This is a genomic window from Lacunimicrobium album (assembly GCF_052161635.1).
Lineage (GTDB): Bacteria > Planctomycetota > Planctomycetia > Planctomycetales > Planctomycetaceae > SXPC01.
Genome location: NZ_CP197413.1, coordinates 3193678 through 3218704 on the forward strand (window position 1 = coordinate 3193678; position 25027 = coordinate 3218704).

At 52.2% G+C, this 25027-nt stretch carries 13 protein-coding genes; 7 read left to right on the forward strand and 6 right to left on the reverse strand.

Annotation, left to right across the window (positions count from 1 at the left end):
• Positions 1-54: 54 nt before the first annotated feature.
• The gene (locus SH248x_RS12715) at positions 55-312 is read right to left on the reverse strand and encodes a hypothetical protein (protein WP_459554657.1); all 258 of its coding nucleotides are present in this window, start codon (positions 310-312) and stop codon (positions 55-57) included.
• Positions 313-476: 164 nt separating this feature from the next.
• Here SH248x_RS12715 and SH248x_RS12720 point away from each other — a divergent pair, with 164 nt between their 5' ends.
• From SH248x_RS12720 to SH248x_RS12730, 3 genes are all read left to right on the forward strand, one after another.
• Complete coding sequence (locus SH248x_RS12720) at positions 477-956, forward strand: FHA domain-containing protein (protein ID WP_459554658.1); 480 nt, start codon at positions 477-479, stop codon at positions 954-956.
• Between the two features lie 387 nt (positions 957-1343).
• The gene (locus SH248x_RS12725; protein WP_459554659.1) at positions 1344-1778 is read left to right on the forward strand and encodes an NUDIX hydrolase; all 435 of its coding nucleotides are present in this window, start codon (positions 1344-1346) and stop codon (positions 1776-1778) included.
• A gap of 105 nt (positions 1779-1883) precedes the next feature.
• Positions 1884-2801 (forward strand): bestrophin family protein, encoded by a 918-nt coding sequence (locus SH248x_RS12730; protein ID WP_459554660.1) that lies wholly within the window; start codon positions 1884-1886, stop codon positions 2799-2801.
• A gap of 14 nt (positions 2802-2815) precedes the next feature.
• Here SH248x_RS12730 and SH248x_RS12735 read toward each other — a convergent pair whose 3' ends face one another.
• The 5 genes from SH248x_RS12735 to SH248x_RS12755 form a co-directional block, all read right to left on the reverse strand.
• Positions 2816-3229, reverse strand: coding sequence for a VOC family protein (locus SH248x_RS12735; RefSeq protein WP_459554661.1), 414 nt, complete (start codon positions 3227-3229; stop codon positions 2816-2818).
• A 90-nt stretch (positions 3230-3319) separates the two neighbouring features.
• Positions 3320-4006 carry a Uma2 family endonuclease gene (locus SH248x_RS12740; protein WP_459554662.1) on the reverse strand — a complete coding sequence of 229 codons (687 nt, stop codon included), beginning with the start codon at positions 4004-4006 and terminating at the stop codon, positions 3320-3322.
• A 97-nt stretch (positions 4007-4103) separates the two neighbouring features.
• On the reverse strand, positions 4104-4385 hold the full coding sequence (locus SH248x_RS12745; RefSeq protein WP_459554663.1) for a hypothetical protein: 282 nt from the start codon (positions 4383-4385) through the stop codon (positions 4104-4106).
• Positions 4386-4538: 153 nt separating this feature from the next.
• Entirely contained in the window at positions 4539-5171 is a 633-nt protein-coding gene (locus tag SH248x_RS12750) for a hypothetical protein (protein ID WP_459554664.1), read from the reverse strand.
• Positions 5172-5269: 98 nt separating this feature from the next.
• Positions 5270-5974 carry a hypothetical protein gene (locus SH248x_RS12755; RefSeq protein WP_459554665.1) on the reverse strand — a complete coding sequence of 235 codons (705 nt, stop codon included), beginning with the start codon at positions 5972-5974 and terminating at the stop codon, positions 5270-5272.
• 1059 nt (positions 5975-7033) lie between these two features.
• Here SH248x_RS12755 and SH248x_RS12760 point away from each other — a divergent pair.
• The 4 genes from SH248x_RS12760 (at position 7034) to SH248x_RS12775 (ending at position 24692) form a co-directional block, all read left to right on the forward strand.
• Positions 7034-7606: a helix-turn-helix domain-containing protein gene (locus SH248x_RS12760; RefSeq protein WP_459554666.1), complete on the forward strand. Its 573-nt coding sequence runs from the start codon at positions 7034-7036 to the stop codon at positions 7604-7606.
• Between the two features lie 499 nt (positions 7607-8105).
• Positions 8106-11966, forward strand: coding sequence for an Ig-like domain-containing protein (locus tag SH248x_RS12765; protein WP_459554667.1), 3861 nt, complete (start codon positions 8106-8108; stop codon positions 11964-11966).
• 283 nt (positions 11967-12249) lie between these two features.
• Entirely contained in the window at positions 12250-18315 is a 6066-nt protein-coding gene (locus tag SH248x_RS12770) for a S8 family serine peptidase (RefSeq protein ID WP_459554668.1), read from the forward strand.
• A 305-nt stretch (positions 18316-18620) separates the two neighbouring features.
• Complete coding sequence (locus SH248x_RS12775) at positions 18621-24692, forward strand: cadherin domain-containing protein (RefSeq protein ID WP_459554669.1); 6072 nt, start codon at positions 18621-18623, stop codon at positions 24690-24692.
• Positions 24693-25027: the final 335 nt, after the last annotated feature.

The window sequence follows — 25027 nt, forward strand, 5'->3', positions numbered from 1 at the left end:
TGTTCTCGTTTGAGGTCTCGCCTTCTGCCTGGGGAGACCACAAGACCATCGGTGTCAAGTCCCCTCTGTGTCGAGTCTCTTTTGCAAACGGGCTAACATTGCTTCTTTATCCAAAAGCTTACTTTCACCACGTCGACTTTGTTCCATGGCAATCTCATTCTTGCGATGAAACTCCGCCAGTTGGAAGTGATCCTTTGCATCGAGTGCATCCATAGCCGCGCGAAGAACGTCTATGTCGGTATCAAAAGCCCCCTCCACGACATAGGCCGCGATGCGAGACCGAATATCATCTGGCAAAACGGATGTGATCATTAAAAACTCCAGTTCAGAACGAGGTCACCCCAGTATATCCCGCAAACCTCCCCCCCTTCAACACCCTCTCGTCCCCTCCGCCCTGCTTCCTGCTTGACCCCGCTCGCTTTGGCGGGCACACTAAAAAGACACCTCTCCCGCCCATCACCTCGAAAGCAGACTCCATGCGTGCAGTTCTCCAGCCTCTGGGAAGCGGACCAGCCATCAAGTTCGACAAACCGATTCTCCTGGTTGGCCGTCATCCGGATTGCGATATCGTCCTGCTGCAGTCCCGCAAGATCTCGCGCAAGCACTGCATCCTCGCGCTCGTGCATGATCACATCGTCGTCCGTGACCTCGAGAGCATGAACGGCGTTCGCATCAACGAGAAAATCATCTCGCGTGAAGGCATCCTCAAAATCGGCGACTCCGTTCAATTCGGCGATATCGCCTTCAAACTGACCGTCGATGACGCCAGCAACATCAAGAACAAGAACCTGATGGAAGGCATTTCTACCGAACGCGTCACCACCGCAGCAGACGTCGACGAAGACGCTGGCGTCAAAGACGTTCCGACCCCCTCCGGCAGCCAGCACCCCGGATCAGTCATCGTTGATGACCCCGATGAAGACAGCCAGGAATTCCTCATCCCGCCCATGAATTAACAGGGGAACGCGAACAGATTCCTACGATAGCCTTTACGAAGAATCAAAAACAGAAAATCGTTCACCACAAAGCCTCGAAGGTCACGAAGACTCACAAAGTGCGCCTCACACGGCACCACGAATAGAGCGTGTGCCATCTCAAGTTCTGGAATTTCTTTGTGCACCTTGGTGCCCTTTGAGCCTTCGTGGTGAATCTCGATTGAACTTGATTTTTCGATCAGCGCCCGAGAAGAACACGCAGAAGATTTCGTCAATCACAATTCGCGTTACACTTCCAAGTTGTAACTTTGTCCCGAACACTGCTTTTCCTTCGGGATTGACCGTGCCCGTGCGTACGGAGTGTGATAGAGTCGTTTTCCTGTCTTGATCGACCACAGAAGAATTCCAATGCACCACAACGAGCTTCGTCGCGTCGGCATCGCTGTCGTCATTGCTCGCGGTCACTGTTTAATCGGTCCGCGAAATCTCCCCTCACGCCCCGACCCGATCTTCGAGTTTCCGGGCGGAAAATGCGAATACGGCGAGACTCACAAACAGGCAGCCTTGCGAGAATGCCTCGAAGAAACCGGACTTGATGTCGAACCAGTCGCCTTAATGATCGCCAAACAGCATCGTTATAACATTCGAACTCTCGATATCGAATTCTGGGAATGTCGACTCTCCCCCGAACCCTATGATGACCAGCCCCTTCCGCAGCCAACAGCCCCCTTCTTCTGGACACCTCTCTCTCAACTAGGTGACTATCCCGTCTTCCCAGCCAATGAAGAGATTGTCCAGGGACTCACAAATCGACACGATCGCCATGTCAGTGGAAACGCCTGATCGGGTCTTGAACCACGACAGACTGCTGCTTAGGATCAAAAGTTGAATCGTCGACAGACCTTTCATTCGTCTCACCGATTCCCCATCTGATAGTTCCTACCTCACATGCATCAACGAAGCGGAAATTTCTGGCGAGACTCAATCGCCCTGCGAGGCTCTGCGACGCCCCTTGTCGCCATTGATGTGTTCATCATTGGAATCTTGGCCTACCTCGTCTGTCTGCTCTCGACCTGGTATGAATCGATGTTCCAGACACGCCTGGGACTGGAAGTCGCGCCTCACGAATTGGCGGGAGCGATCCTCGGTCTGCTGCTGGTTTTGCGGACAAACGCCGGCTATGAACGCTGGTGGGAATCACGCAAGCTGTGGGGAGGGATCGTCAACCAGTCGCGCAATCTCGTGATCAACGCCGTCAACTTTGGCCCCGACGATCAACGCTGGCGTGATGACTTTACCTCCTGGGCCATCGCGTTTCCATTTGTCTGCCGAAACAGCCTGCGAGGCGAACGAGCCGGGAGTGACCTGGAAGCGATCGTCGGCAAAGACGGACTTGATGAACTTCGCAATGCCCAGCACATGCCCAGCTTCGTCGCCGGCAAGATGGCGGCCCTCCTTCAAGAGGCGCGCATTCGTCATAAAATGGATTCCTTCGCCTTCCTGCAGATCGACACTCAACGCGCTCAGCTGATCGATCACATCGGAGGCTGCGAGCGGATTCTGAAAACCCCTCTCCCCAGTGCTTACAGCATCAGCATCAGACGATTCATCATGTTCTTCCTGCTCACGCTGCCGTTTGCCCTGCTGCACCGTGTCGAGATCATCTGGATCATTCCCCTGGTCACGATGCTCGTGGCTTACCCTCTAATCTCCCTCGACCACATCGGCGAGACCCTGCAGGATCCGTTCAGCAAGCGCAGCCTCAACCACCTGCCTCTGGACGAAATCTCCAAGACGATCGATACCAACCTCCGCGCCATCAATCCCCCCGAGACGATCCCTGCCCTCGTCCGGGAATCTGCCTGACGACGTCCCATTTGCTATCCCTGTGATTCCATCATCACCATCCAGTGCACCCCGAACTGATCGGTCAACATCCCGAACAGCGGGCAAAAGAACGTCTGCGACAGCGGCATCATCACCTCACCCCCCTCGAGCAGCCCGTTGTAAAGCGATTCTGTCTCTTCCGTTGTCTTCGTCGTGATCGTCAACGCAAACCCATCGAACTTCGGCTTCTCCATCAGAGACTGCCCATCGGAGACAAACACCATCGTCTCTCCAATCCGAAACTCCCCATGCATCACGTAATCCCCCATCCCCGGCGGGATCGAACTCAAATCCGGCGAGTCCCGAAACTTCATCACCATCCCCCGATGAGCCCCCGCTGCCTTCTCATAAAACGCAATCGCTTCCTCCGCCTTGCCCCCAAAAAACAGATAACTGTTCACAAACATGCGAGAACTCCAAAGAGGTGAACGAGAAATGATCGGTTGAAGATGGTCAAACAGATGTGAGAGGCTTCGACAGTCCGATGGCAACAGGAGCTACTTTTTCAACGTCTCAGCAAACTTCCGATGCTCGTCCGTCCCCAATCCCAGGCGATTGACGTCCAGAACCTTCATTAAATCGCCACGCACCATGGCATCGCTATCCAACCACAATCCAGGAAAAACTTCACTCTTGTAGAAACCATCGTCAGCACTGGCTTCCAATCGCTCGTAACTCCCCTCGCGCAGAACGAACCAGTCAATCGCATTCTGCTCCGTCCGCCAGACGACATACTCGGGAATCCCAGCCGACTGATAAACCCGCTTCTTGATATGCAGATCCTTGCTGATCGTGCTCGCTGCAATCTCAACCACCAGTTCCGGAATCCCCTGCACCATCCCCTTTTCATTGATCCGGCAGCCACCCAGGTCCGGATGAAGCAGAAACATGCAGACATCCGGCTCCGGCACATTCTGCCCTGCCAGATCAATGGACGTCGTCGGCCCGACTTTGACGAACGGGGTGACTCGCAAGTATTCCCCGAGCCATTGTGTCATCAAAAACTGCGGCTCACTATGTTCAAAAAAGCGAATCGGTGGCGACACAAAAACCATCCCTTCCAGCAACTCGACACCAACAACATCACCAATCCCCTCAAGCGTTTCAATGAACCGCTCTTTGGAAACAACGTCCCCGTTCTGAAACGGCAGAACACGTTGATCTCGCTCAATCATCACGGCCATAACGGTGATCTCCTTCCTCTTCAAGTTCGATTATGAAGCCCAAAGGGCTGGTAGTACAAGCAGCGATTACCACGATTGAAAGAAAACCAGCACGACTTCACTTTCCTCGAAGATCACCCGTCCGCTTTTTGGCCCTGTACTTCACCACCATCAACACCGCAGGCCCGACCGTCGCAACCACCGCCCCCGCCAGTAGAACCCCAATCCCGATCCGCTTGTGAAACATCGTCTCATGATAAGGAGGCGGCGGGCCTCCGTGGTTCTCGGCCCCGGCAGCGTACATCGTCCCCACAAAGATCATCAGGACACCTGTCGTGATCACGGCAGGAATGAACTTGTCGTACCACGAAATCGGTTCTTTCTCGACCGTCTTTTTCACGTAAATCAGCCAGCACCAGAGTCAGGTAGGGGTGGTTTAACGCTTTGCACAACTCATTTTGGACATCATAGGCCTAGCCTGTGATCATAGTAATCCATCGCGAGTTGACGCTATCGCAAGTTCATGGTGGGTTGCGCAGAGACTTAACCCACACTACGAAACCAACAAAACCAATCGATGGTGCAATTGGCTCACATTTGAAGAGACTAGCCCGAGGGTTGTGTGCCTTGGAAATTTTGAATGTGTTTGCTCTGAAGCTTCGATCGCATTCCTTGCATGCATCATCGCAGACTCAAGACGACCTACCCATTGCTCTAGCAATGCCAGCGAACCATAGTAACGGTATTCCTGAATCGGAAATAACAACTGGCATTGAAATTCTGAAAGGACTTCCATCGCTTCAGCGTAAAGACGCTCAAGCTCGTTCTCCAAAACAAACCAAGGATAGTTCAACCAGGCATTCGTCTGAACATTCGGGCGTATTCGCTGTGCCTGCAGAGACATCCGATAGGCTTCGACCGCACTCTCAATATTTCCCAATGCAGCAGACGATTCCGCTCTTTGTAACCAAGCTTGTGCCAGATCAATACTATCCTGATGCGTCTGAAAATACTGATCGAGAAGCTCTAAAGCGTTGGCATGCAATCCGACTTCAGCCAAGGTCGCAGCCTGAACGCGGAGATATTGTGAGCGATTCGACGCGCGGGCCCGCGCGAGACGAGTATTGAAATCAATTTGATCGGCGTTCTTCCAAGTCTGTTTACGAAACCAATCGCGCGTTCCCATTTCCCATCGATACTTTCTCTAATTCTTTCTATGAAAACGATGTGCTCAACTGAAGCAAGAAGACAGGGGGTTCACACCCCCCGCTCGCCTCAAATGACTTACTTCGCCGCCACCGGCAGCTTCACTTCCTTCTCCACAACCTCCCCCTCAATCACCACATCCTTAAAGTACCCGTGGTCATCAAACGTCCCGATGCCAACCGCGCCCCACGTAAATTTCTTATCGTGAGCCACCTTCTTCGGCTTCTCCATATCATCGAAGTACATCTCGATCAGCCCGCTCTCGACATCCCGGACCAGTTTAATGTCGTGCCACTCGTCCTGGCCCCACTTCGTGCCGTTGTCGCCAGTTTCGGTGATCAGGATTCGCGGAGCTTCATTCACGATGAAAACCTGATTGGCAGCCGGGTCGGTCTGCTCTGCGTTATGCACATAATAGAAGTGTTCCGGATCCTGCCACCCGAAGAAGACACACAGATCGCGGTGGGCCCTGGAGGTCTGGGTCGTCTTGACTTTCGCAGTCAACGTGAACGAGCCGAGTACAAGATCCTTCTTTAAGAGGATCGAGTGCGGACTGCGAAACTTCGGCTGGTAATCCTTCGACTGCCCTTTGACATACGCGACCGACGTCCCATCGTCGAGCTTCTTCGATTCCCAGATCGTCGTATCCGTTGGTTGCCACCCGTCCAGTCCCTTGGAGAAGTCTGCCTGGACTTTCACCTTTTCCCCAGCTGCCAGGTCGACCTGACCAGCAAACCCCATCGCAAACATCACAGCTAACCCAACGATCAAGCGCAGTCTCATCCTGGTCTCCTGAATACTTAGAAGATTGATTTAACACCGATCAGTTGGAGAGTTCAGGACTTCCCAAACCAGAAGACAAGAATTTCTCACCACAGAGGCACGGAGATCACAGAGCCCTGAACTTGGCATGATCACGCCAAGTCTTTCTCTGTGTCCTCCGTGCCTCTGTGGTTATTTTTCTGTGGTCAGTTCTTTCTGGCTTTTGATTTAGAAGCCACCTCAAACAATTTCGATGTCATTTTGACAATTTGCTCATCCTTTCACCGGTGAGCAGTGTCTGAGTCAGTCTCCCCCGTTTCGCATCGAAGTTCAACCATATCATCGTCGTCAATTGAGATTCCCCGGATTTCGACGTCAGAACTCAGTCTGCTTGCGGTTCTGCCGAAGTTCCGGGTGATAAGCTGTCCACATCTTGCAAAGCTGTAACGGTTGTAACGGATGATATTGACATCCCGCAGGTAAGCTTGGCACCCAAAACGGCGCTTATTCAAATCATGCTAAATTTTGCGACACACTTACGCCGAATATATAGGTCAGACGGTTGGCAACGAAACCACCTTGGATTCGCTGCCCAATGATTACAGGGAAGTGATCGCTCGCTCCGGCGAGGACCGTTGTTAGGGGGGAATGGACATTGAGGACGATCCGCGAAGAGTGCAAGATGCCCTTGCGCTGTCTGGTCCGCATCCCCCGCCCTTTTTTCTCGAGGCCTCGGCCAAAAAGAAGAAAGTTCTATTTTGGCGGTGGAACGCTTTGTGAGTGGACCACTGTGCGACATCAATCAGAAACGTATTCGGCAAGAATATGACCTTCTGACTGAAAACCGTCGCAGCTGTACGTCATGTTGAGGCAACCCCTTCGTTACGGCTCCCGCGCTGTAACGTTCAAGCGGCAACTACGTTTATAACAAACCCTGAGATGGCCCCGAACCATAAGTACGGTGGTGTTTGCCACGGACCCAAGGGCTAGGATAGCCGACCATCGATCGTTGACGGGGTGAGTATGCACAGGGCCCGCCTCCCTGTGGATGACCACTTTACGTGATTGGAGAAGCCCGCAATGAGGACGATCTTCACGACTGGCCAGGTAGCTAAGATATGTAAAGTCGCCCCTCGTACCGTGTCAAAATGGTTCGATTCAGGACGACTCCGAGGCTACCGGATTCCAGGCTCACAAGACCGCCGGATTCCACGCGAACATTTGATTCGCTTTTTGAAAGAACACGGCATGCCCCTGGGCGAGCTGGAAGACGAAGCGATGGGCAAAATGCTCCTCGTCGGAGTCGATCCACAAGTCCGGATGGGTCTGTCAGAATTCATCTCAGCCGATGAATTCAAAATTGAAACCGCAGCTTCTGGCTTTGAAGCCGGGATTCAGGCTGAAGCCCTGCACCCTGACGCAGTCATTATTGACTTCGCCATGGGACGCCAGGAGGCCCTGATGATCGCTCAAAACCTGAAGAAAAATACCGACTACGCCGAAACCGTCCTCGTTGGCCTGCTCAGCGATGACGACAACGCAATCGGCTTCGATCGTACTCTCTTCAACGAGACGTTCCGCAAACCGTTCGACGCAGCTCTGCTGGCAGAACGTGTCCGGACTCTCGTCGCCCGACGCAAGCAACTCGCCTAAGTCCAAACAGGCTCTTTTCCTCAAGGGAGCCTCAAAGACCACAGCATGACCATAAAAAACACGCCCCGGTTGCCGCGGCGTGTTTTTTAATGCGCGCTAATTACCAGACGCTTGGACTGGGAACAGTCGTATTGGAACTCTCGAAATAAAGGACGAGTCACGAATCAGACGTTCTGATTTGCTCTTGGATTATAAAAAAGAAGTGTTATCCCTTTAAGAATTTTCGCTGAATTCCCGAACTGTCCCCTTGACCACTATGAAGTAAACAGACACTCTCTAAGGAATCCCGATTTGTTGACACAATAATTATTCTCAATACTGGAAACATAAGACGATGGCGATCATGGGCCTGATTCGTTCTCTTACACGCACGCAAGGCTCTCCCCGAAAGCGAGCATTGCTCGCTCGCCAGACAAGTATCGCCAGTCTGGAGTCAAGGATTCTTCTCAGTAGCACAGAACCTAATAATTCGTTTGCAACAGCTAACGATCTGCAGCAGTTGTCTTACGGGATTAAGTCATTCAACGGCACACTCGACGCAGTCGACACCGCTGACATCGCCAAATTTACGCTTACGACCCCGGGCACGCTTTTCATTGACGTTACCAGCGACCAGAACTTGAAACTGGAGATTTACCAGGACATCAATGGCGATCTGGCAGCACAACAGGTTGAACTGCTTGCGTCATTATCAGTTGCCGCGACGACTGAATGCGTGAAACTGTCAGAGATGCTTTCGAGCGGAGTCTATTACCTGCGGATCACCAGTGAGAATACGTCGCTGACAACAACCTATACGACTAAACTTTCTGCAGGAGGCTGGGGAACAAACGACGCTGGCAATGATCTCGCCAATGCGACTGCTCTGGTCCCCGGAGGCGCTTTTCGTCACGACGTCATTCAATGGAACGACATCGACGTCTACAAGTTCACGCTGAATACTGCATCCAATGCTCACTTGAGATTCAACGGATTCACGCAAGCTCTTTCCTATCAGATTATTAAAGACACCAACAATAATCAGCGGATCGACACCGCAGAAATCCTCGAGGCTGTCACCAGTGACGCCCTCGACCCGATTCATTACACAGGTGCGTTTTCTGCGGGGACGTACTTTGTCAGCCTGACATCACAACCAGATATCAAAACAGCTTACAGCGTCTATCTTTCAATCACAGAATTAAAGAACGCAACCGACGGAGGCAATTCCAACGCAAATGCATCGGAGCTCATCGTCAACAATCCTGCCATCCAGGATCAGGTCCAGACTGGTGATGAGGATTACTATCGCTTCGAAATCACACAACCGACTTACGTGAACTTCCAGATTGAAGGGGTGACCGAGCGAGTCATCGTGACACTCAAATCGAGCAATGGCACCATTGTTGTTTCCAGTCAGGTGAACGATCAGTTTTATTCGACAAAGCTCCTCGCTGCTGACACCTACTACGTCCACATCAAAAACCAAAGCCTTCAATCCAGCCAGGACAATTCTGCTTACACGGTTCGAGTAAGAACCATCAACTCATCACTGGCGATCACCAACGAGGAAGGAAAACTTCTCGACGAGAATGCATTGATTGAGTTTGGGACCGTCAATTCTTACTACGTTGTGAAGAAATTTCTTCTTCACAATACGAGTTCAGGCACACTCACTATTCAATCTACCTCATTTGACGGAACGAAATTTACCTTTAGCCCAACGATGCCCCTGGTATCAGGTCAGCAAATCGCAACAGGTTCATACGTCGCATTCGAACTCGTGATGCTGATTGATCAAGGATACAAGAACACCACCTTCACAGTTCAGACTACTGGCGGGTTACACTCAACATCACTCGAACTGAGTGGGAACGTTCTCAGCAACACGACAGGCTCAGTCGCCACTCCCTTTGATCTTGCCTATTACCTTCAGTCAGCTCAACTGGAGAACGGCGCGATCCGGATGATCAACGCACCGGGTGCCTACAGCGAGGACGGGCGCCCGATTTATGTCATCGATTCGTACTTTGCCTCGATCGCTCTCTGGGGACTGCTCGAAGGACCGGAGATCGCAGGCATTGACCGACTCGATATGGCTCGACGCTTTATTCAATGGTACGCAGACCATCTCAATACGGATGGCTCTATCGAACGCTACTGGTACTTCGATGATTCGTCAGTAGGTGGTCCGACCACGTTCTCTGATGGACAGGACAGTGCCGCGTCGATGTTCTTGTTATTGGTTGGTAAGTACGCTGAACTATCGTCTGACACCACATTCCTTCTGTCCATTCAAAACGAGGTTCGCCTGGCCTCGAATCGACTACTGACCCTTCAACAGCCAAACGGGCTGACTCACGGAGCCACCTATTTCCCAGTCATGTATCTGGCTGATGCTGCAGAGTCATATGCAGGATTCCGAGGAGCAGCGATCGTTGAGTCACTGATCTATCAGGACAGTGAGAGAGCCGAGATTATGAATGCCGCTGCCGATCTGACTCGACAAGGCATCGTGAATGATCTCTACGACGAAAGCACAGGCCTGTTCTACATCAGTCTGCAAAAGGCACCCGATGACGCCACTCAGTCTGAAACTGGCCCAGAACTGATCGAGACGCCAACAGGAAAGTACTATGCTCAAAAAGCAGATTTCAGCAATTGGTATAACAACCAAGGCATTTCATTTCTAATCGTCTGGCCAACTTTGTTCGGAGTCATCGATCCCGGTTCGGAAATGGCTCAATCCCAAGCTGAAGCGATGAACGAACACTGGGGCGAGACCATCGGAAACAAAACCGCCTGGTGGGACCGCACAGACACAGCTGGGGTCGGCATCGCTCAATGGATGACCGGTGATTTTGAACGAACCAGCCAGCATCTAAATAAAGTCGCCAGGACCCCAATTCTCAATGGAGCCCCGTATCCGTCAGATGCGGTCGCCACGATCGCGGATATTGGTTTCGTCTTGAAACTCTCTGGACCGATTGCTGTAAAAGAATCAGCCACGACCAACCTTGGCGACACCATCATTATCGACGCGTTGGCAAACGATTACTCACTCCTCCAGCCAGGTCAGCCTCTCTCGATCACATCGGTCTCCGCCGCACATGGAACAGCAGTCATCACAACAGATGGCAAGATTCAATATACCTCGTCGGATCCAAGCTTTGGTCAAGATGAAGTGACTTACACTGTCAGCGACGGGACCTACACAAGGACATCAAAAATCCAGGTCACCGTGAACCGTTCACCATCCAACGTCTCTCTCTCTTCCCTTTCCATCTCCGAAAACCTCCCCCCAGACACCCCCGTCGGCTCCTTAACCACCACCACCGATCCCGACGCAGGCAACACCCATACCTACTCCCTCGTCGCCGGCACCGGCTCCACCGACAACGCGGCCTTCACCATCGTCGGCAATCAGCTCCTGGCAAATGCCAGCTTCGATTACGAGACGAAGTCGTCCTACACTATTCGCGTTCGCACCACCGATCAGTCGGGACTCTTCTTCGAAAAAACCTTCACCATCTCAGTCACCGATGTCTTTGAACTCCCACCCGGAGCCACCCTGCTGACCAACCTCCGCTACGGAGTTGGCGGCACCGATAACGCCACCGGCGTCGGCTACATGATGTACAGCCAGCAAAATGTTCGGACGCGGTTCTCAGGGCTTGACTCCAACAATGCCAACAATTTCATCAATGTTCGCTACGACGGAGGTCAGTGGCAGTACGACAACAACTTGACCTGGGTCAACTTCACGCCGACTTCCACCGACGTCCTCGTCGCCAGCATTGATTTCACAACTGATACCGTCACCATGCTCAAGGGGAACTTTGGAATCGTGAACGGAATTTCGATGGGCTATCTTGATGGCGATCTCCTGGTCACGGCCAATCAGTGGAAGGGTCAGGCGAATGCCGGTGAGTTTGGAGTGAGCGGGCGCTTCATTTCCTTTGCAGCCAGTACCCCGCTGAACAACTTGCGATTCGGGGTCGCCGCGATCGACAACGCGACTGGCACGGGCTATCTGATGTATAGCCAGCAGAGCCTGCAGTCACGCTTCCCTGGAATTAACAGTACGAACGCCAGCAACTTCATCAACGTCCGTCTCAACGGCGCTCAGTGGCAGTACGACAACAATTCCACCTGGGTCAACTTCGTGCCCACCTCATCGGACCGCCTCGTCGCAGAACTCGACTTCACTGCTGATACTGTGGACCTGCTGAAGGGCACCTTCAGCACCATCCAGGGAATCGCCAGCGGCTACCTCGACGGTGACCTCTCCATCACCCCCAACAACTGGAACGGAAACGCCAACACCGGCGAGTACCACCTCACCGGAACCTTCATCACCTTCATGCCCACGATCGCCTGACCCGATTGCTCTGCTCGCAAGCAACTCGCCTAAGTCCGAACAGGCTCTTTTCCTCAAGGGAGCCTCAAAGACCACAGCATGACCATAAAAACACGCCACGCTTGCCGCGGCGTGTTTTTTTACGCGCGCTCACCAAAGACAGTCCTCAATAAGACGCCCTTTCCATAAGCAGCCTCGAATGCGTGAAAATTTGACGATTTCAATATTCGACTTGGTAACTTTCTGTGGGTAGACTGCTGTCCCACTGAATATTCTTCCAATTTTAATTGAGCGACTTTCAGCAATGCAAAACCGGACTGTTCGTGAGTCTTTCTTCTCACTTTTCTCTTATCAATGGCTGAGTCGATTCTTTTGTAAACACCGGATTGCTCCCAGACGACGTGCCCACCGTTATGCGGAAAACCGCTTGGCGACTCTCGAAGTTCGCGTATTGCTGAGTGCTGCAACATCAGACTCAGATTACTTGAATGGCTTATCGGGAGAGGCATTGCAGGCCTATCAGAATACCGTTGCGACCGGCCAGCCTATTTATTGGGGCGAGTCCGGATATGTCTCCTCAGGCCGTGGCAGCACAATCTATAACGGTCTGAACATCAATGATTTTCTGGGGGCAGATCGATTCTACGCAGCAGGATTCACAGGTACCCGGGCAGTCGTCGGTAACGTCGAAGCCGGACATGCCTGGTCAGGACACGAGACGCTTACCAACTTATCAGGTCAAATTCACAACACCTCGATTACCGGAACTCAACTCGGTCAGGTTGATCGACACGCAACGTGGGTCAGCCAGATCATCGGCGGTGATACGAACGCCGATCTGCCATATCAAATCGGAATGGCACCCGATGCCGAGCTCTACTCTGGCGCGATTGCTACTTCCTGGTCGGGAACTCCGTATCGAACTTCCTTCTCATTTACAGACCAGTCGTTCTTGTTCCCCTATCGGCAACTGATGCTTGATGGCGTTGGATCGGAATTCGTCACCGCTGATGTCATCAATTCCAGTTGGGGAGGTGGTGGTGACTACTATGGGACGCAGACAACATCGCGACTCATTGACGCGCTGGCAAACCTGACGGGAACCTCAGTCGTCTTCTCTGCTGGTAATTCTGGATTTGGCAGCGACACCGTTAGCGGACCGGCAGCAGGCTTTAACACGATTTCCGTCGGTGCCCTCGGACCTGACACGGGAAATAATCCCTACTCAACTGTCTCCAGTTTCAGCAGCGGCGGCGTCCTCGGCAGCATTTTCATTCCGACGGTTCGTCAGCCGACAGGCCCCTTTTCAAATCAGGGAATCCTGATTCCCCTGGTGCGACCAATGGTGGACATCCTCGCTCCAGGTGAAGACCAGACAGCAGCCTTTTATGGCGGCGCGACCGGCGGAAACATCGGTGGAAGCAGTTCGACATCAACGACCGCGTACACCTCTGATTTGCAGGGAACCAGCTTCGCTGCTCCGACTGTAGCCGGAGGGCTGGCGCTCATGGTTGATGCCGCCCGAGGAACATTCGGCGATACGACCATCGGCACTGACGCCCGCGTGCTTCAAGCCGTCCTTCAAAGCTCAGCTGACAAAACGACTGGCTGGAGCAATGCACAATCACTCGCTGATGGCGTCATCACAACAACGAGCGCCCTCGATCCACTCAGAGGCGCAGGACGGATGAATCTTTCCGAGGCGTATAACGTCCTGCTAAATGGGACCAGCGACCTTGCTGGCGATATCGGAGGAACCATTGACTCACTTGGCTGGGATTACGGAGAGTCCGTTGACGGGGTATTCAATGATTATTTCTTCGATCAGGTACTGACAGCTGGCTCAACGATTACGTCCAGCCTGACCTGGTTTGCCGATCGAACGATCGACTTGCTGACCAATCAGTCTTACGAAGACAGCTTTGATAACCTCGATCTGGAGATCTGGAAAACTGAAGATGGGGTCGCAACAGAGAAAATCGCGGAATCCAAATCTCGGTACAGCAATGTCGAACACTTGAATTTCGAAATTCCTGAGACTGGCAATTACATGATGCGCGTCGTCTGGTCGGGCGAGGTGTGGGACCTTGTCTCCGATGCCAACTCAGAACAATACGCAATCGCCTGGAACGTCGACGAAGAATCCGCTGGTCCGGAGATCTCCGTTCAAGATCAGTCCAACAATTTGATCGATGCACTCGGCACATTGAACTTCGGAACGGCCCTGCAAAATCAGCCGTCTTATCGCGCGCTGATTGTCGTCAATCAAGGCTCGGAAAATCTTATTCTCCACTCAGTCGATACGACAGGCAACTTTGAGATCGTAGGTCAAATCCCGAACGACCTGGTCCTTGCCCCGCAGCAGGCAACGACGATTCTCGTAAAGATGCAAAGCAACCTTCCTGGCAGTCAGGATGGCTCGATCCGTATTCTCAGCAATGACGCTGATGAAGAGCTGTTTTCAGTATCGCTGGACGGCACAGTCGTCGGGCCCGAGATCTCTGTCATTGTAGACTCTCAACCGATTGCCAGTCAGACAGGTGTGATCAATTTTGGGACTTCAAATATCAATGATATCGTTGAGAAGACCGTCACTGTTCAGAACCTCGGACAATTACCGTTGACTCTCTCACCTGCTCAGATCGTCGGGGAAGGCTTTGAAATCGTTTCAAACTTCCAGCAGGGACAGTCAGTCGCAGTGGGTGGCTCCGTGACACTGACCATCCGCATGAATACATCGATCGATCGATCACTTTCAGCCTGGCTGGAACTGCCGAATTCAGACACAGACGAAGGCCTCTATCGGATTCAACTGCTCGGAGTCATTGATCCTCCCGGCGGCCCAGAAGATATTTTGCTCAGCAACGATTCGGTCGCAGAAAACCAACCGGCGGGCACTGTCGTCGGAACGCTTTCAACCACCGATCCGACGACCGGTGATACGTTCACCTACCAACTCATCAGCGGCACTGGAAGCACGCACAATTCTTCGTTTCAGATTGTCGGCAATGAGCTGCGAACAACTGTCAGTTTCAACTACGAGTCGACCAAAACGCGATCCATTCGTGTTCTTTCGACCGACTCCGCAGGCCTGTCTGCCGAGAAAACATTTACGATCCAGATTCTCGATGGCCCAGACAGTCCGACCAGCATCGCCTTGTCAGCCAGCACCGTCGTGGAAAATCAACCAGCGGGCACAATCATTGGTCTACTATCAACAAATGACCCCGACGTCGGTGATGTGTTTACGTACTCACTCGTCAGCGGCACAGGATCGACTCATAACTCGTATTTCCGAATTGAGGGAAATCAGCTTCAGACAAATCTCCCGATCAATTATGAGGAGATGAATTCGGCCTCGATACGTGTTCGTGTTGTCGACAGTTTCGGGAATGCCTACGAGACGATTTATTCCATCACGATTCGGGACGTCACCGATGAACGTGATCCGTTGTTCGTTCGCTCATTTCTGCCTCCAATCACCCAGCCACAGTATTCTTTCGTCGATGGATCTTCTTTTACGACCTCCAATTCTCAATACATTGTCGTTGGAAGTCCCAAATCCCAGATTGGCACCAACATCGGTTCGGGAATGGTGAGCGTTTATGATGCTCAAACTGGCGAACTGCTGAGAACGATCGTTAACCCAACATCTGCACCCTTTGAATACTTCGGCGAAAGCGTTGCTCTCAAAGATAACCTGCTCTTTGTATCGACTCCCGACGGTGGAACCTTCGACGCCGGTTTAGTCTACGTTTACGACCTGATCTCAGGCGATCTCGTGTGGACAATTTCAGCACCAACCTCTGCCAGTTTGGGTCACTTCGGCAAATCGATCGCCATTGCGGGTGACTTGATTGCGATCGGCGAACCAGGCCGAAACTCAGGAGCAACCCACCTCTACCAGATCTCGACTCGTTCCTTCTACAGAACATTCACAAATCCTGGCTCATCAAGCTCGGATGACTTCGGCACCCTGGTCGCGCTCAACAGCCAGTATGTTGCCATAAACACTCCAGGCGATGACACCGGAGCAAGTTCAGCAGGAGCAGTCTATCTTTATGACGTCACAACAGGACTGCTCAAAGGTAAGATCACAAATCCTGAACCGTCGAGTTTCGACGAATTTGGAACGTCTCTGGCCATTTCGGATACTCACGTTTTTATCGGCACTCCTGACGATGACAATCCATCATCGAACTCCGGTTCCGTTTACGCCTTCAGACTCTCCGATCTCAGCCTGACGGCCACTCTACGAAATCCTGAGCCAGTCTCATCTGGAGATTTCGGGTACTCGTTGGATGTGGATGGACATCTTCTGGTCATTGGAGCAATCGGCAATCGTATCGGCACGACATCCGTAGGAGCAGCCTATATCTATGACACCAACTCGATGACGCTGTTAAAGAAATTGGTCTCGCCAGTTTCAGGATCGGGTGCTAAATTCGGAAGCTCTGTGGATATTGTTGGAAACCGTATTCTGGTCCATGCTCTCGATGATGCAACTGTCGCTTATGGAGTTGGCGCCACCTACGAATTCCTGCTGCCGAGCCCAACAAACATCACAATTGACAATCAAGCGTTCAACGAGGATGCACAACCGGGGACCCTCGTCGGGACGCTGTCAGCTGTCGAGCTCAAATATGAAGGCTCATTCACCTATGAACTCATTGAGGGTGAAGGCTCTCAAGGCAATTCTCAGTTTCAATTCATTCAGAACCAACTCTTCACCACCGCCACTTTTGATGGTCAACAGAATGTGACGGTTCGCGTGAAGGCAACCAACGCCTTCGGACTCTCGGTCGAGCAGACACTGACGTTCGAAATCATTTCAAACAATTCCGCTCCTTCAGATATTCTGCTGACATCAAATACGGTTGCCGAAAACCTCCCCCCAGACACCCCCGTCGGCTCCTTCACCACCACCGACCCCGACGCAGGCAACACCCATACCTACTCCCTCGTCGCCGGCACCGGCTCCACCGACAACGCCGCTTTCACCATCGTCGGCAATCAGCTCCTGGCAAATGCCAGCTTCGATTACGAAACCAAGTCCAGCTACTCCATCCGCGTCCGCACCATTGATCAGGGTGGCCTCTTCTTCGAGAAGACCTTCACCATCTCAGTCACCGATATCTTTGAGATGCCCGTTGGAAGCACGCCCCTCACTAATCTGCGCTTCGGAGTTGCTGGCAACGATAACGCGTTTGGCTCCGGCTACATGATGTACAGCCAGCAAAACGTCCGTACCCGCTTCTCGGGACTCGATCCCAACAACGCCGACAACTTCATCAACGTCCGCCTCAACGGGTCTCAGTGGCAGTACGATAACAACACCACCTGGGTCAACTTCACTCCCACATCGACCGACGTTCTCGTCGCCGCCATTGATTTCACGACGGATACCGTCACGATGTTGAAGGGCAACTTCGGCGTCGTAAACGGCATCTCAAAGGGCTACCTTGACGGCACCCTGCTCGTCACCGCCAATCAGTGGAAGGGTCAAACCAACGCGGGTGAATTCGGCGTGAGCGGCACCTTCATCTCCTTTGCTCCCAGCACCCCACTGACCGGTCTTCGCAACGGCGTCGGCGGCACCGATAACGCCACCGGCACGGGCTACATGATGTATAGCCAGCAAAACGTCCGCACCCGCTTCTCAGGTCTCGACTCCAACAATGCGGACAACTTCATCAACGTCCGCCTCAACGGCGCTCAGTGGCAGTACGACAACAACTCCACCTGGGTCAACTTCACACCGACATCCTCCGACGTCCTCGTCGCCGCCCTTAACTTCACCACCGACACCGTCACCCTCCTCGAAGGCAACCTCGGCTTGGTCAACGGCATCGTGCAGGGTTACCTCGATGGGGACCTCGCCATCATCGCCAACAACTGGGCTGGCACCACCAACGCAGGTGAGTACCGGGTCACCGGCACTTACATCACCTTCGCACCACGCACCCCACTGACTGGCCTGCGCAACGGCATCGGCGGCACTGACAACGCCACCGGAACCGGCTACATGATGTACAGCCAGTCCAACGTCCGTACCCGCTTCTCGGGTCTTGACCCCAACAACGCCGACAACTTTGTCAACGTCCGGCTCAATGGGTCTCAGTGGCAGTACGACAACAACTCCACCTGGGTCAACTTCGTTCCCACCTCGTCCGACCGACTCGTCGCTGCCCTCGATTTCACCGCTGACACCGTGGACCTCCTGAAGGGCACCTTCAGCACCATCCAGGGAATCGCCAGCGGCTACCTCGACGGTGACCTCACCATCACCCCCAACAACTGGAACGGAAACGCCAACACCGGCGAGTACCACCTCACCGGGACCTTCATCACCTTCATGCCCACGGTTTGATAACAACTGGTAGACGACTCTCAACAAAACAGACTCCGCGGCCATTCATTTGTCCGCGGAGTTTTTTTATGCCGACGTGCTCGCCTGGAGACCACCAGGACGTTCAGCCAGCCCCTCATGTGCAATAATTGAACACTTTTCTCGACTAACGACGATTTCCGTGATCATTTTTTTGAACACATCGTTTGCGAAGAATTATCAAACAAACTGTTTGATGAATCTCGTAATGAAATTATTTGCCTTACTGACTAACCATTAGTAGAATCCACGCTCTACTCATTTTTGTACACTATCGGAACCAATCGATGTCGCTGAACAATCCAAGCCGCAAGGACGTTGCTTCTACTTCTCTTTCTCTGGACTGGTACAAGCAGCTCTTCTCCCGCCAACCCGCCCGCAAGACCCGACGTCAGTCATCTCAATCCGCCAACGAGTCCGCGCTTGTCAACCTCGAAGCCAGAGTGCTGCTGAGCGGTACGATCGAAGATGTCTCGACAGATTTCACGAATACCAATTCCGGTGTTTGGCTATCGAGAACAGAACTCAACGGTGCTCTTTACTTCATTACGAACAGTAACGGTCAAAACGCCTTACATCGCTACACATCAGCGCAGGGTGTCGAGATTGTCAATCTCCAGTATGAGGGGACCTCACTAACTTTTGGGACGAGTCTCCCTGCAACCGGTTCGATGGCCAACGTGAATGGGGCACTCTATTTCATTGCATCTCACTCGACGACCGGAGTGGAAGTCTTCAAGTTGGATCAGAATGGTGTCGTGTCTTTGGCATCGGATCTTTTCGTGGGAGTCGCAAGTTCCTCCCCGGCGAATCTGACTGCAGTTGGAGACACACTTTATCTGACGGCATCTGGCGGCAATTCTTCGACAGGTAGCCCAGCGGGGAATGAACTCTGGAGAATCAACTCCAATGGATCAGCTGAACTGGTCAGTGATCTCTATGCCGGGGGCAACAGTTCCAACATCTCCAACATGACTGTCGTGGGTGGAACTCTTTATTTCTCTGCATCTGCGGGCTCGACGACTGGACGCGAACTTTGGAAAGTGGACTCACTCGGACAGGTCGTCCTGGTTGCTGACCTTCAGCCAGGTTCTGGATCATCAGACCCGGCTAACCTGACGGACGTTGGTGGAGAGTTGTATTTCACAAGCCTTCAAAGACTCTGGCATCTCAACTCTGATGGCAGTTTGACAGAGATCAAGAGCACAACTGACCAGACACTGAGTTCACCAACATTTCTAGTCAACTCCAATGGAACGCTTTACTTCACGGCTCAGACCACCCAGGAAGGCCGTGAATTGTGGAGAATCACCAGCAACAATCAGGCTGAACTAGTTGTCGACTTCACTCTGGGTAACGGAAGCTCTACCTTTGACGATGTCGAAGCTGTTGGAAGCAATGTCTATGTTGTCACGACACGCTCGGATGTTGGCCGCGAACTGTGGAAAGTTGTTCCAACAGGTCTAGAACTGGTCATCGATCTGAATATCGGACCATCAAACGGTTCCCCTTCTACCCTCACGAATGTGAATGGCACTCTTTACTTCACCGCGACAGATACCACGGGCGTCCTTGGCCTCTGGAGAATCAACCCTGCTGGTGATCTTCAGCGACTCACGACTATCACTGCCCCGCATACATTTGGAGAACTTTTCGCATTTAACAATGTGCTCATTTTTCTTGGATCCAATGACGAGTACCGTTACCAATACTGGTCTGTCGACGACGCGGGACAGATAAAACGACTTACAACCGCCCCTCGATTGTCGACCGAAAACTATTTTGCTTCTGTTGAGTTTAACGGTCGACTTTATTACACGGCCTACAAAAATGGCCATCCTACGATCAAGTACATTGATGCCTATGGCAATGAGATCACCCTCGCTACTGGCATGTCATTGTCCAATGCTGTTGTTGCTGGACAGTATGTATATTTCACCAGCAATTCGCCGACGGGCCAGAGCGGCAATGAGTTATGGCGGATGGACGCTGCGGGGACAATCACCCAGATCTCTGATCTTAATCCAGATTCAGGATCGTCGAGTCCTATGTCTCTTACTGTCCTGGACGGGATGATCTATTTCACGGCAAGGACAATGGACATTGGTCCGGACCGCCTGTTTCGATTAACAAATTCTGGCGTTGTCGAACAGGTTGGTAATTTCCTTCCACGGGCTTTAGGAGCTTATGAGAAGAAATCTCTTGGAATTTCTGTAAATGGACATCACTTCTTTGCTGAATATCAAAATGATGGAACAACTGGTATCTGGCGCCTTGATTCGAATGGAACTCTTAACAAAATCAGCAACTCGAGGCTGACGACGTTCTATCAACTCGGCGAAATTGCATATTTCTCTGCTTCAAATTCAGAAGGTCCACAACTGTGGAAAATCTATTCCGATGGCAGCGCAGGAATTGTCGCAGGCATCAGTCCTAGCGATTTTGACGCTAATTCCTCAAATTTCGCATACGCTCATGGGACAATTTACTTCACCGCGGCGACTTCAACTCATGGCAACGAACTCTGGAAATTTGATGAGTTCAATAATCCGGTCCGCGTGACAGATATAATCGCTGGCACCGGAAGTTCCAACCCGGAGAGTCTGCTTGTTGATACCGATGGAGTCCTTTACTTTATCACAAGACCAAACGGGCCGTCGCCCGAGTTGTGGAAAATTGCAGCCGATGGAATCCCTGTTTTGATTGCTGCCACAACTGCTACTGATCTGCATATCCTGCACAATGGTGGTGCGTATTTCAGCAAGACCATTTCTGGTAGTGTCACGTTGTGGCGAATCGATCTTACGACCGGCAGCGAACAACAGGTCTTCTCAGTTTCGAACGTTGGTTCTTCTGGGCATCCAGACGACTTTTATTCTGTCGGTGACGAACTCATATTTACAGCCAATGATGGTATTCATGGGATAGAACTCTGGCGGATCAACCCAGATCTCTCTGCCGAACTCGTCAAAGATTTTAGAGAAGGAAATAGCTCAAGCTCGCCACGATATTTCTTCGAGTATAATGATGAAATCTATTTCTCTGCAGATGATTTCCGTGGGACTGTCTTTGCGAAGTACACAAATGCCACTCCGAGTGCACCACCAATAGTTGCTGACCAGGAATTTACGATTCCTGAAAACTCAGCCAATGGAACAGTCGTTGGAACGGTCGTGGCTACCGATCCAGACGCTGGACAACTTCTGACCTATTCGATCGCTGATGGAAACCTGTCTGGTGCCTTTGAGATTGATCGTTATACGGGCCAAATTCGGGTCAAAGACACTCGCGTGCTCAACTTCGAATACGGCGTTCCCTTCAAACTTCGGATCGAAGTAAAGGACAGTGGCAAGGTTCGAGAAAGCTCGTTTGCCGAAGTCACGATCAACCTTTCGAACATTGACGAATCACCTCAGCTGTCGTTTACGCTGTCTGGTTCCACGATCATCAATGGCTCTGTCGTCGATCTGGGGCGATTCACACAGTTTGCGGACCAGACATTCACTTTTCTGGTCAGAAACACTGGAAATTTCGCTGCGTATTTGAGCGCAAGGCAAACGCTGGGTAGCGGTATCACCTTTACGATTCCTTCGAACGTCAATCTTCTGCCAGGTCAATCGGTTTCGATCACTCTCCGTGTCAATTCATGGCTGCTTGGTGAATCAGAGAACGTATTAAACCTGACGTTCCAGGGAGGCGAAATCGAGCCTTCCGAGTACAACTTCACTTTCGAGACTGAAGTCATTCCTGATCCTCAGCTTGAACTACCGACCATCATCACTCCAGAAACACAGGGGAGTTTTACATCGGGTTCTATTTCGGGCTCGATCGTCATCGGCGGCGAAACGTATCTGGTTGCGAATGCTGTTAATGAGATCTGGAAAATTGACACCGATGGTGAGTTATCTCGTGTGATCAGCACTGGGCTCTTTACCGGAATCGGCGGGCTTGCTGAAGTTCAAAATTCCCTGCATTTTATGGCCACCGACGCCCTTGGTCTGTTCGGCATCTGGAAGATCGATCCATCAGGAAACAGTGTCCTGGTGAAAGACCTGACTGGATTCACGCCTGTCACTGCTGGTCCAAATTCGATGGCCGAGTATGCCGGTCGCATTTACTTTGTTGCGACGGATGCAACAAATGGCTCTGAACTGTGGGCACTCAACTCCAACGGTAGTGTTCAGCTGATTGCTGATATCTATTCTGGAACCGGCAGTTCGAGCATTCGTGATCTGACTGTTGTCGGCAACGCGTTGTATATGTCTGGTATGAACCAGCTGCTCGGACGCGAGCTCTGGCGATACACGACGACTGTGGGAATTGAACTTGTTGGTGAACTATCACCGGGAACATCGAGCACTTCGCCGGGCAAGTTCGTTGCCTACGGTGGAGAGTTATATTTCCTGAACGCCGTAGCCTCTCCTACGGGGACATCCTTGAGCACAGGTATCTGGAAGGTCAATTCGGAAGGTAAGATTGAAAATTACACGATCTTCCCAGGCATCGCTTTTATCAGCAAAGTGAAACTAATTGGAGATTCGCTGTACGTCCAGAACTCTCTGGGACCTGCTCGCATCACTGAATACAACCTCCTGACTGGCAGTTCACGGACATTTAATCTTTCCGGGTCAGCTTCTGACTACACGGTGATTGACGGCCGCTTCTTCTACACGACCGGAAACTCCATCTACGAATGGAGCGAGGAGAATGGAGCCTGGCTGGTTGCTCAATATAATGTGGTGTTGACCGACATTCTCCCGACCGACGGTGCGTTTTACGTACTTGGAAACAGCACGTTCGAAGGCCGAGAACTCTGGAAGTTTACACCACATGCACCTCACAGTCTGTCGCTGTCAGGGACTACCGTTGAAGAGAATCAGCCCCCAGGTACAGCTGTCGGCGAGCTTGGCACGACCGATCCGGACAGCGGCGACACTTTTGTTTATTCTCTTGTCTCAGGGATTGGCTCAGCGGACAACGCGGCCTTCACCATCGTCGGCAACGAACTGCGGGCCAATGTCAGCTTCGACTACGAAATCAAGTCCAGCTACTCCATTCGCGTTCGCACCACCGATCAGTCGGGACTCTTCTTCGAAAAAACCTTCACCATCTCAGTCACCGATATCTTTGAACTCCCACCCGGAGGCACCCTGCTCACCAACCTCCGCTACGGAGTTGGCGGCACCGATAACGCCACCGGCGTCGGCTACATGATGTACAGCCAGCAAAATGTTCGGACGCGGTTCTCAGGGCTTGACTCCAACAATGCCAACAATTTCATCAATGTTCGCTACGACGGAGGTCAGTGGCAGTACGACAACAACTTGACCTGGGTCAACTTCACGCCGACTTCCACCGACGTCCTCGTCGCCAGCATTGATTTCACAACTGATACCGTCACCATGCTCAAGGGGAACTTTGGAATCGTGAACGGAATTTCCATGGGCTATCTTGATGGCGATCTCCTGGTCACGGCCAATCAGTGGAAGGGTCAGGCGAATGCCGGTGAGTTTGAAGTGAGCGGGCGCTTCATTTCCTTTGCAGCCAGTACCCCGCTGAACAACTTGCGATTCGGGGTCGCCGCGATCGACAACGCGACTGGCACGGGCTATCTGATGTATAGCCAGCAGAGCCTGCAGTCACGCTTCCCTGGAATTAACAGTACGAACGCCAGCAACTTCATCAACGTCCGTCTCAACGGGTCTCAGTGGCAGTACGACAACAATTCCACCTGGGTCAACTTCACACCGACCTCCACCGACGTCCTCGTCGCAGAACTCGACTTCACCGCTGACACTGTCACGATGCTCGAAGGCAACCTCGGAGTGGTCAACGGCATTGTGCAAGGTTATCTCGACAGCGATCTGACCATCACTGCGAACGCCTACAACGGCGTCAGCAACGCCGGTGAGTATGACTTGACCGGCACCTACATCACCTTCGCACCACGCACGTCGCTGACAAACCTCCGCAACGGCGTCGGCGGCACCGATAACGCCACCGGCACCGGCTACATGATGTACAGCCAACAGAACGTCCGCACCCGCTTCTCAGGTCTCGACTTCAACAACGCCGACAACTTTGTCAACGTCCGTCTCAACGGCGCTCAGTGGCAGTACGACAACAACTCGACCTGGGTCAACTTCACTCCCACATCCTCCGACGTCCTCGTCGCTGCCCTCGACTTCACCGCCGACACCGTGGATCTGCTGAGGGGCACCTTCAGCACCATCCAGGGAATCGCCAGTGGTTATCTCGACGGCGATCTCTCCATCACCCCCAACAACTGGAACGGAACAGCCAACACCGGCGAGTACCACCTCACCGGAACCTTCATCACCTTCATGCCCACGGTTTGATAATCGACAGTAGTGTTAACTGACTGGGGCAAGATCATTCTCTTGCCTCAGTTCTTTATTTACACATGGGCAACAATGTACATATCCCGTGACTAATATAAGAACCGTGCTGAAAAACTCGTCCACGCTGAAATTCATAGCAGTCACAATCTGACTCCGGTTGTTTCTATCCCCATGAGCCTTGCTTGCGACTTGGGGCATGCATGTTGCCAACTCAGAAAGATCATGCAGGCCGTTCGCGCCCTGCATACCGCGCACTCATACCGTAATTGCTTACCTGGCCTTAGCTTATGGCCACCAACACATTGAGCAAGTCGAAGTGAAGGGCCCCCCGA

Bases quoted from the DNA above. Each gene is read 5' to 3' on its own strand.
- SH248x_RS12715 (WP_459554657.1), bottom strand. From the start codon at position 312: ATGATCACATCCGTTTTGCCAGATGATATTCGGTCTCGCATCGCGGCC.
- SH248x_RS12720 (WP_459554658.1), top strand. From the start codon at position 477: ATGCGTGCAGTTCTCCAGCCTCTGGGAAGCGGACCAGCCATCAAGTTC.
- SH248x_RS12725 (WP_459554659.1), top strand. From the start codon at position 1,344: ATGCACCACAACGAGCTTCGTCGCGTCGGCATCGCTGTCGTCATTGCT.
- SH248x_RS12730 (WP_459554660.1), top strand. From the start codon at position 1,884: ATGCATCAACGAAGCGGAAATTTCTGGCGAGACTCAATCGCCCTGCGA.
- SH248x_RS12735 (WP_459554661.1), bottom strand. From the start codon at position 3,229: ATGTTTGTGAACAGTTATCTGTTTTTTGGGGGCAAGGCGGAGGAAGCG.
- SH248x_RS12740 (WP_459554662.1), bottom strand. From the start codon at position 4,006: ATGGCCGTGATGATTGAGCGAGATCAACGTGTTCTGCCGTTTCAGAAC.
- SH248x_RS12750 (WP_459554664.1), bottom strand. From the start codon at position 5,171: ATGGGAACGCGCGATTGGTTTCGTAAACAGACTTGGAAGAACGCCGAT.
- SH248x_RS12755 (WP_459554665.1), bottom strand. From the start codon at position 5,974: ATGAGACTGCGCTTGATCGTTGGGTTAGCTGTGATGTTTGCGATGGGG.
- SH248x_RS12760 (WP_459554666.1), top strand. From the start codon at position 7,034: ATGAGGACGATCTTCACGACTGGCCAGGTAGCTAAGATATGTAAAGTC.
- SH248x_RS12770 (WP_459554668.1), top strand. From the start codon at position 12,250: ATGCAAAACCGGACTGTTCGTGAGTCTTTCTTCTCACTTTTCTCTTAT.
- SH248x_RS12775 (WP_459554669.1), top strand. From the start codon at position 18,621: ATGTCGCTGAACAATCCAAGCCGCAAGGACGTTGCTTCTACTTCTCTT.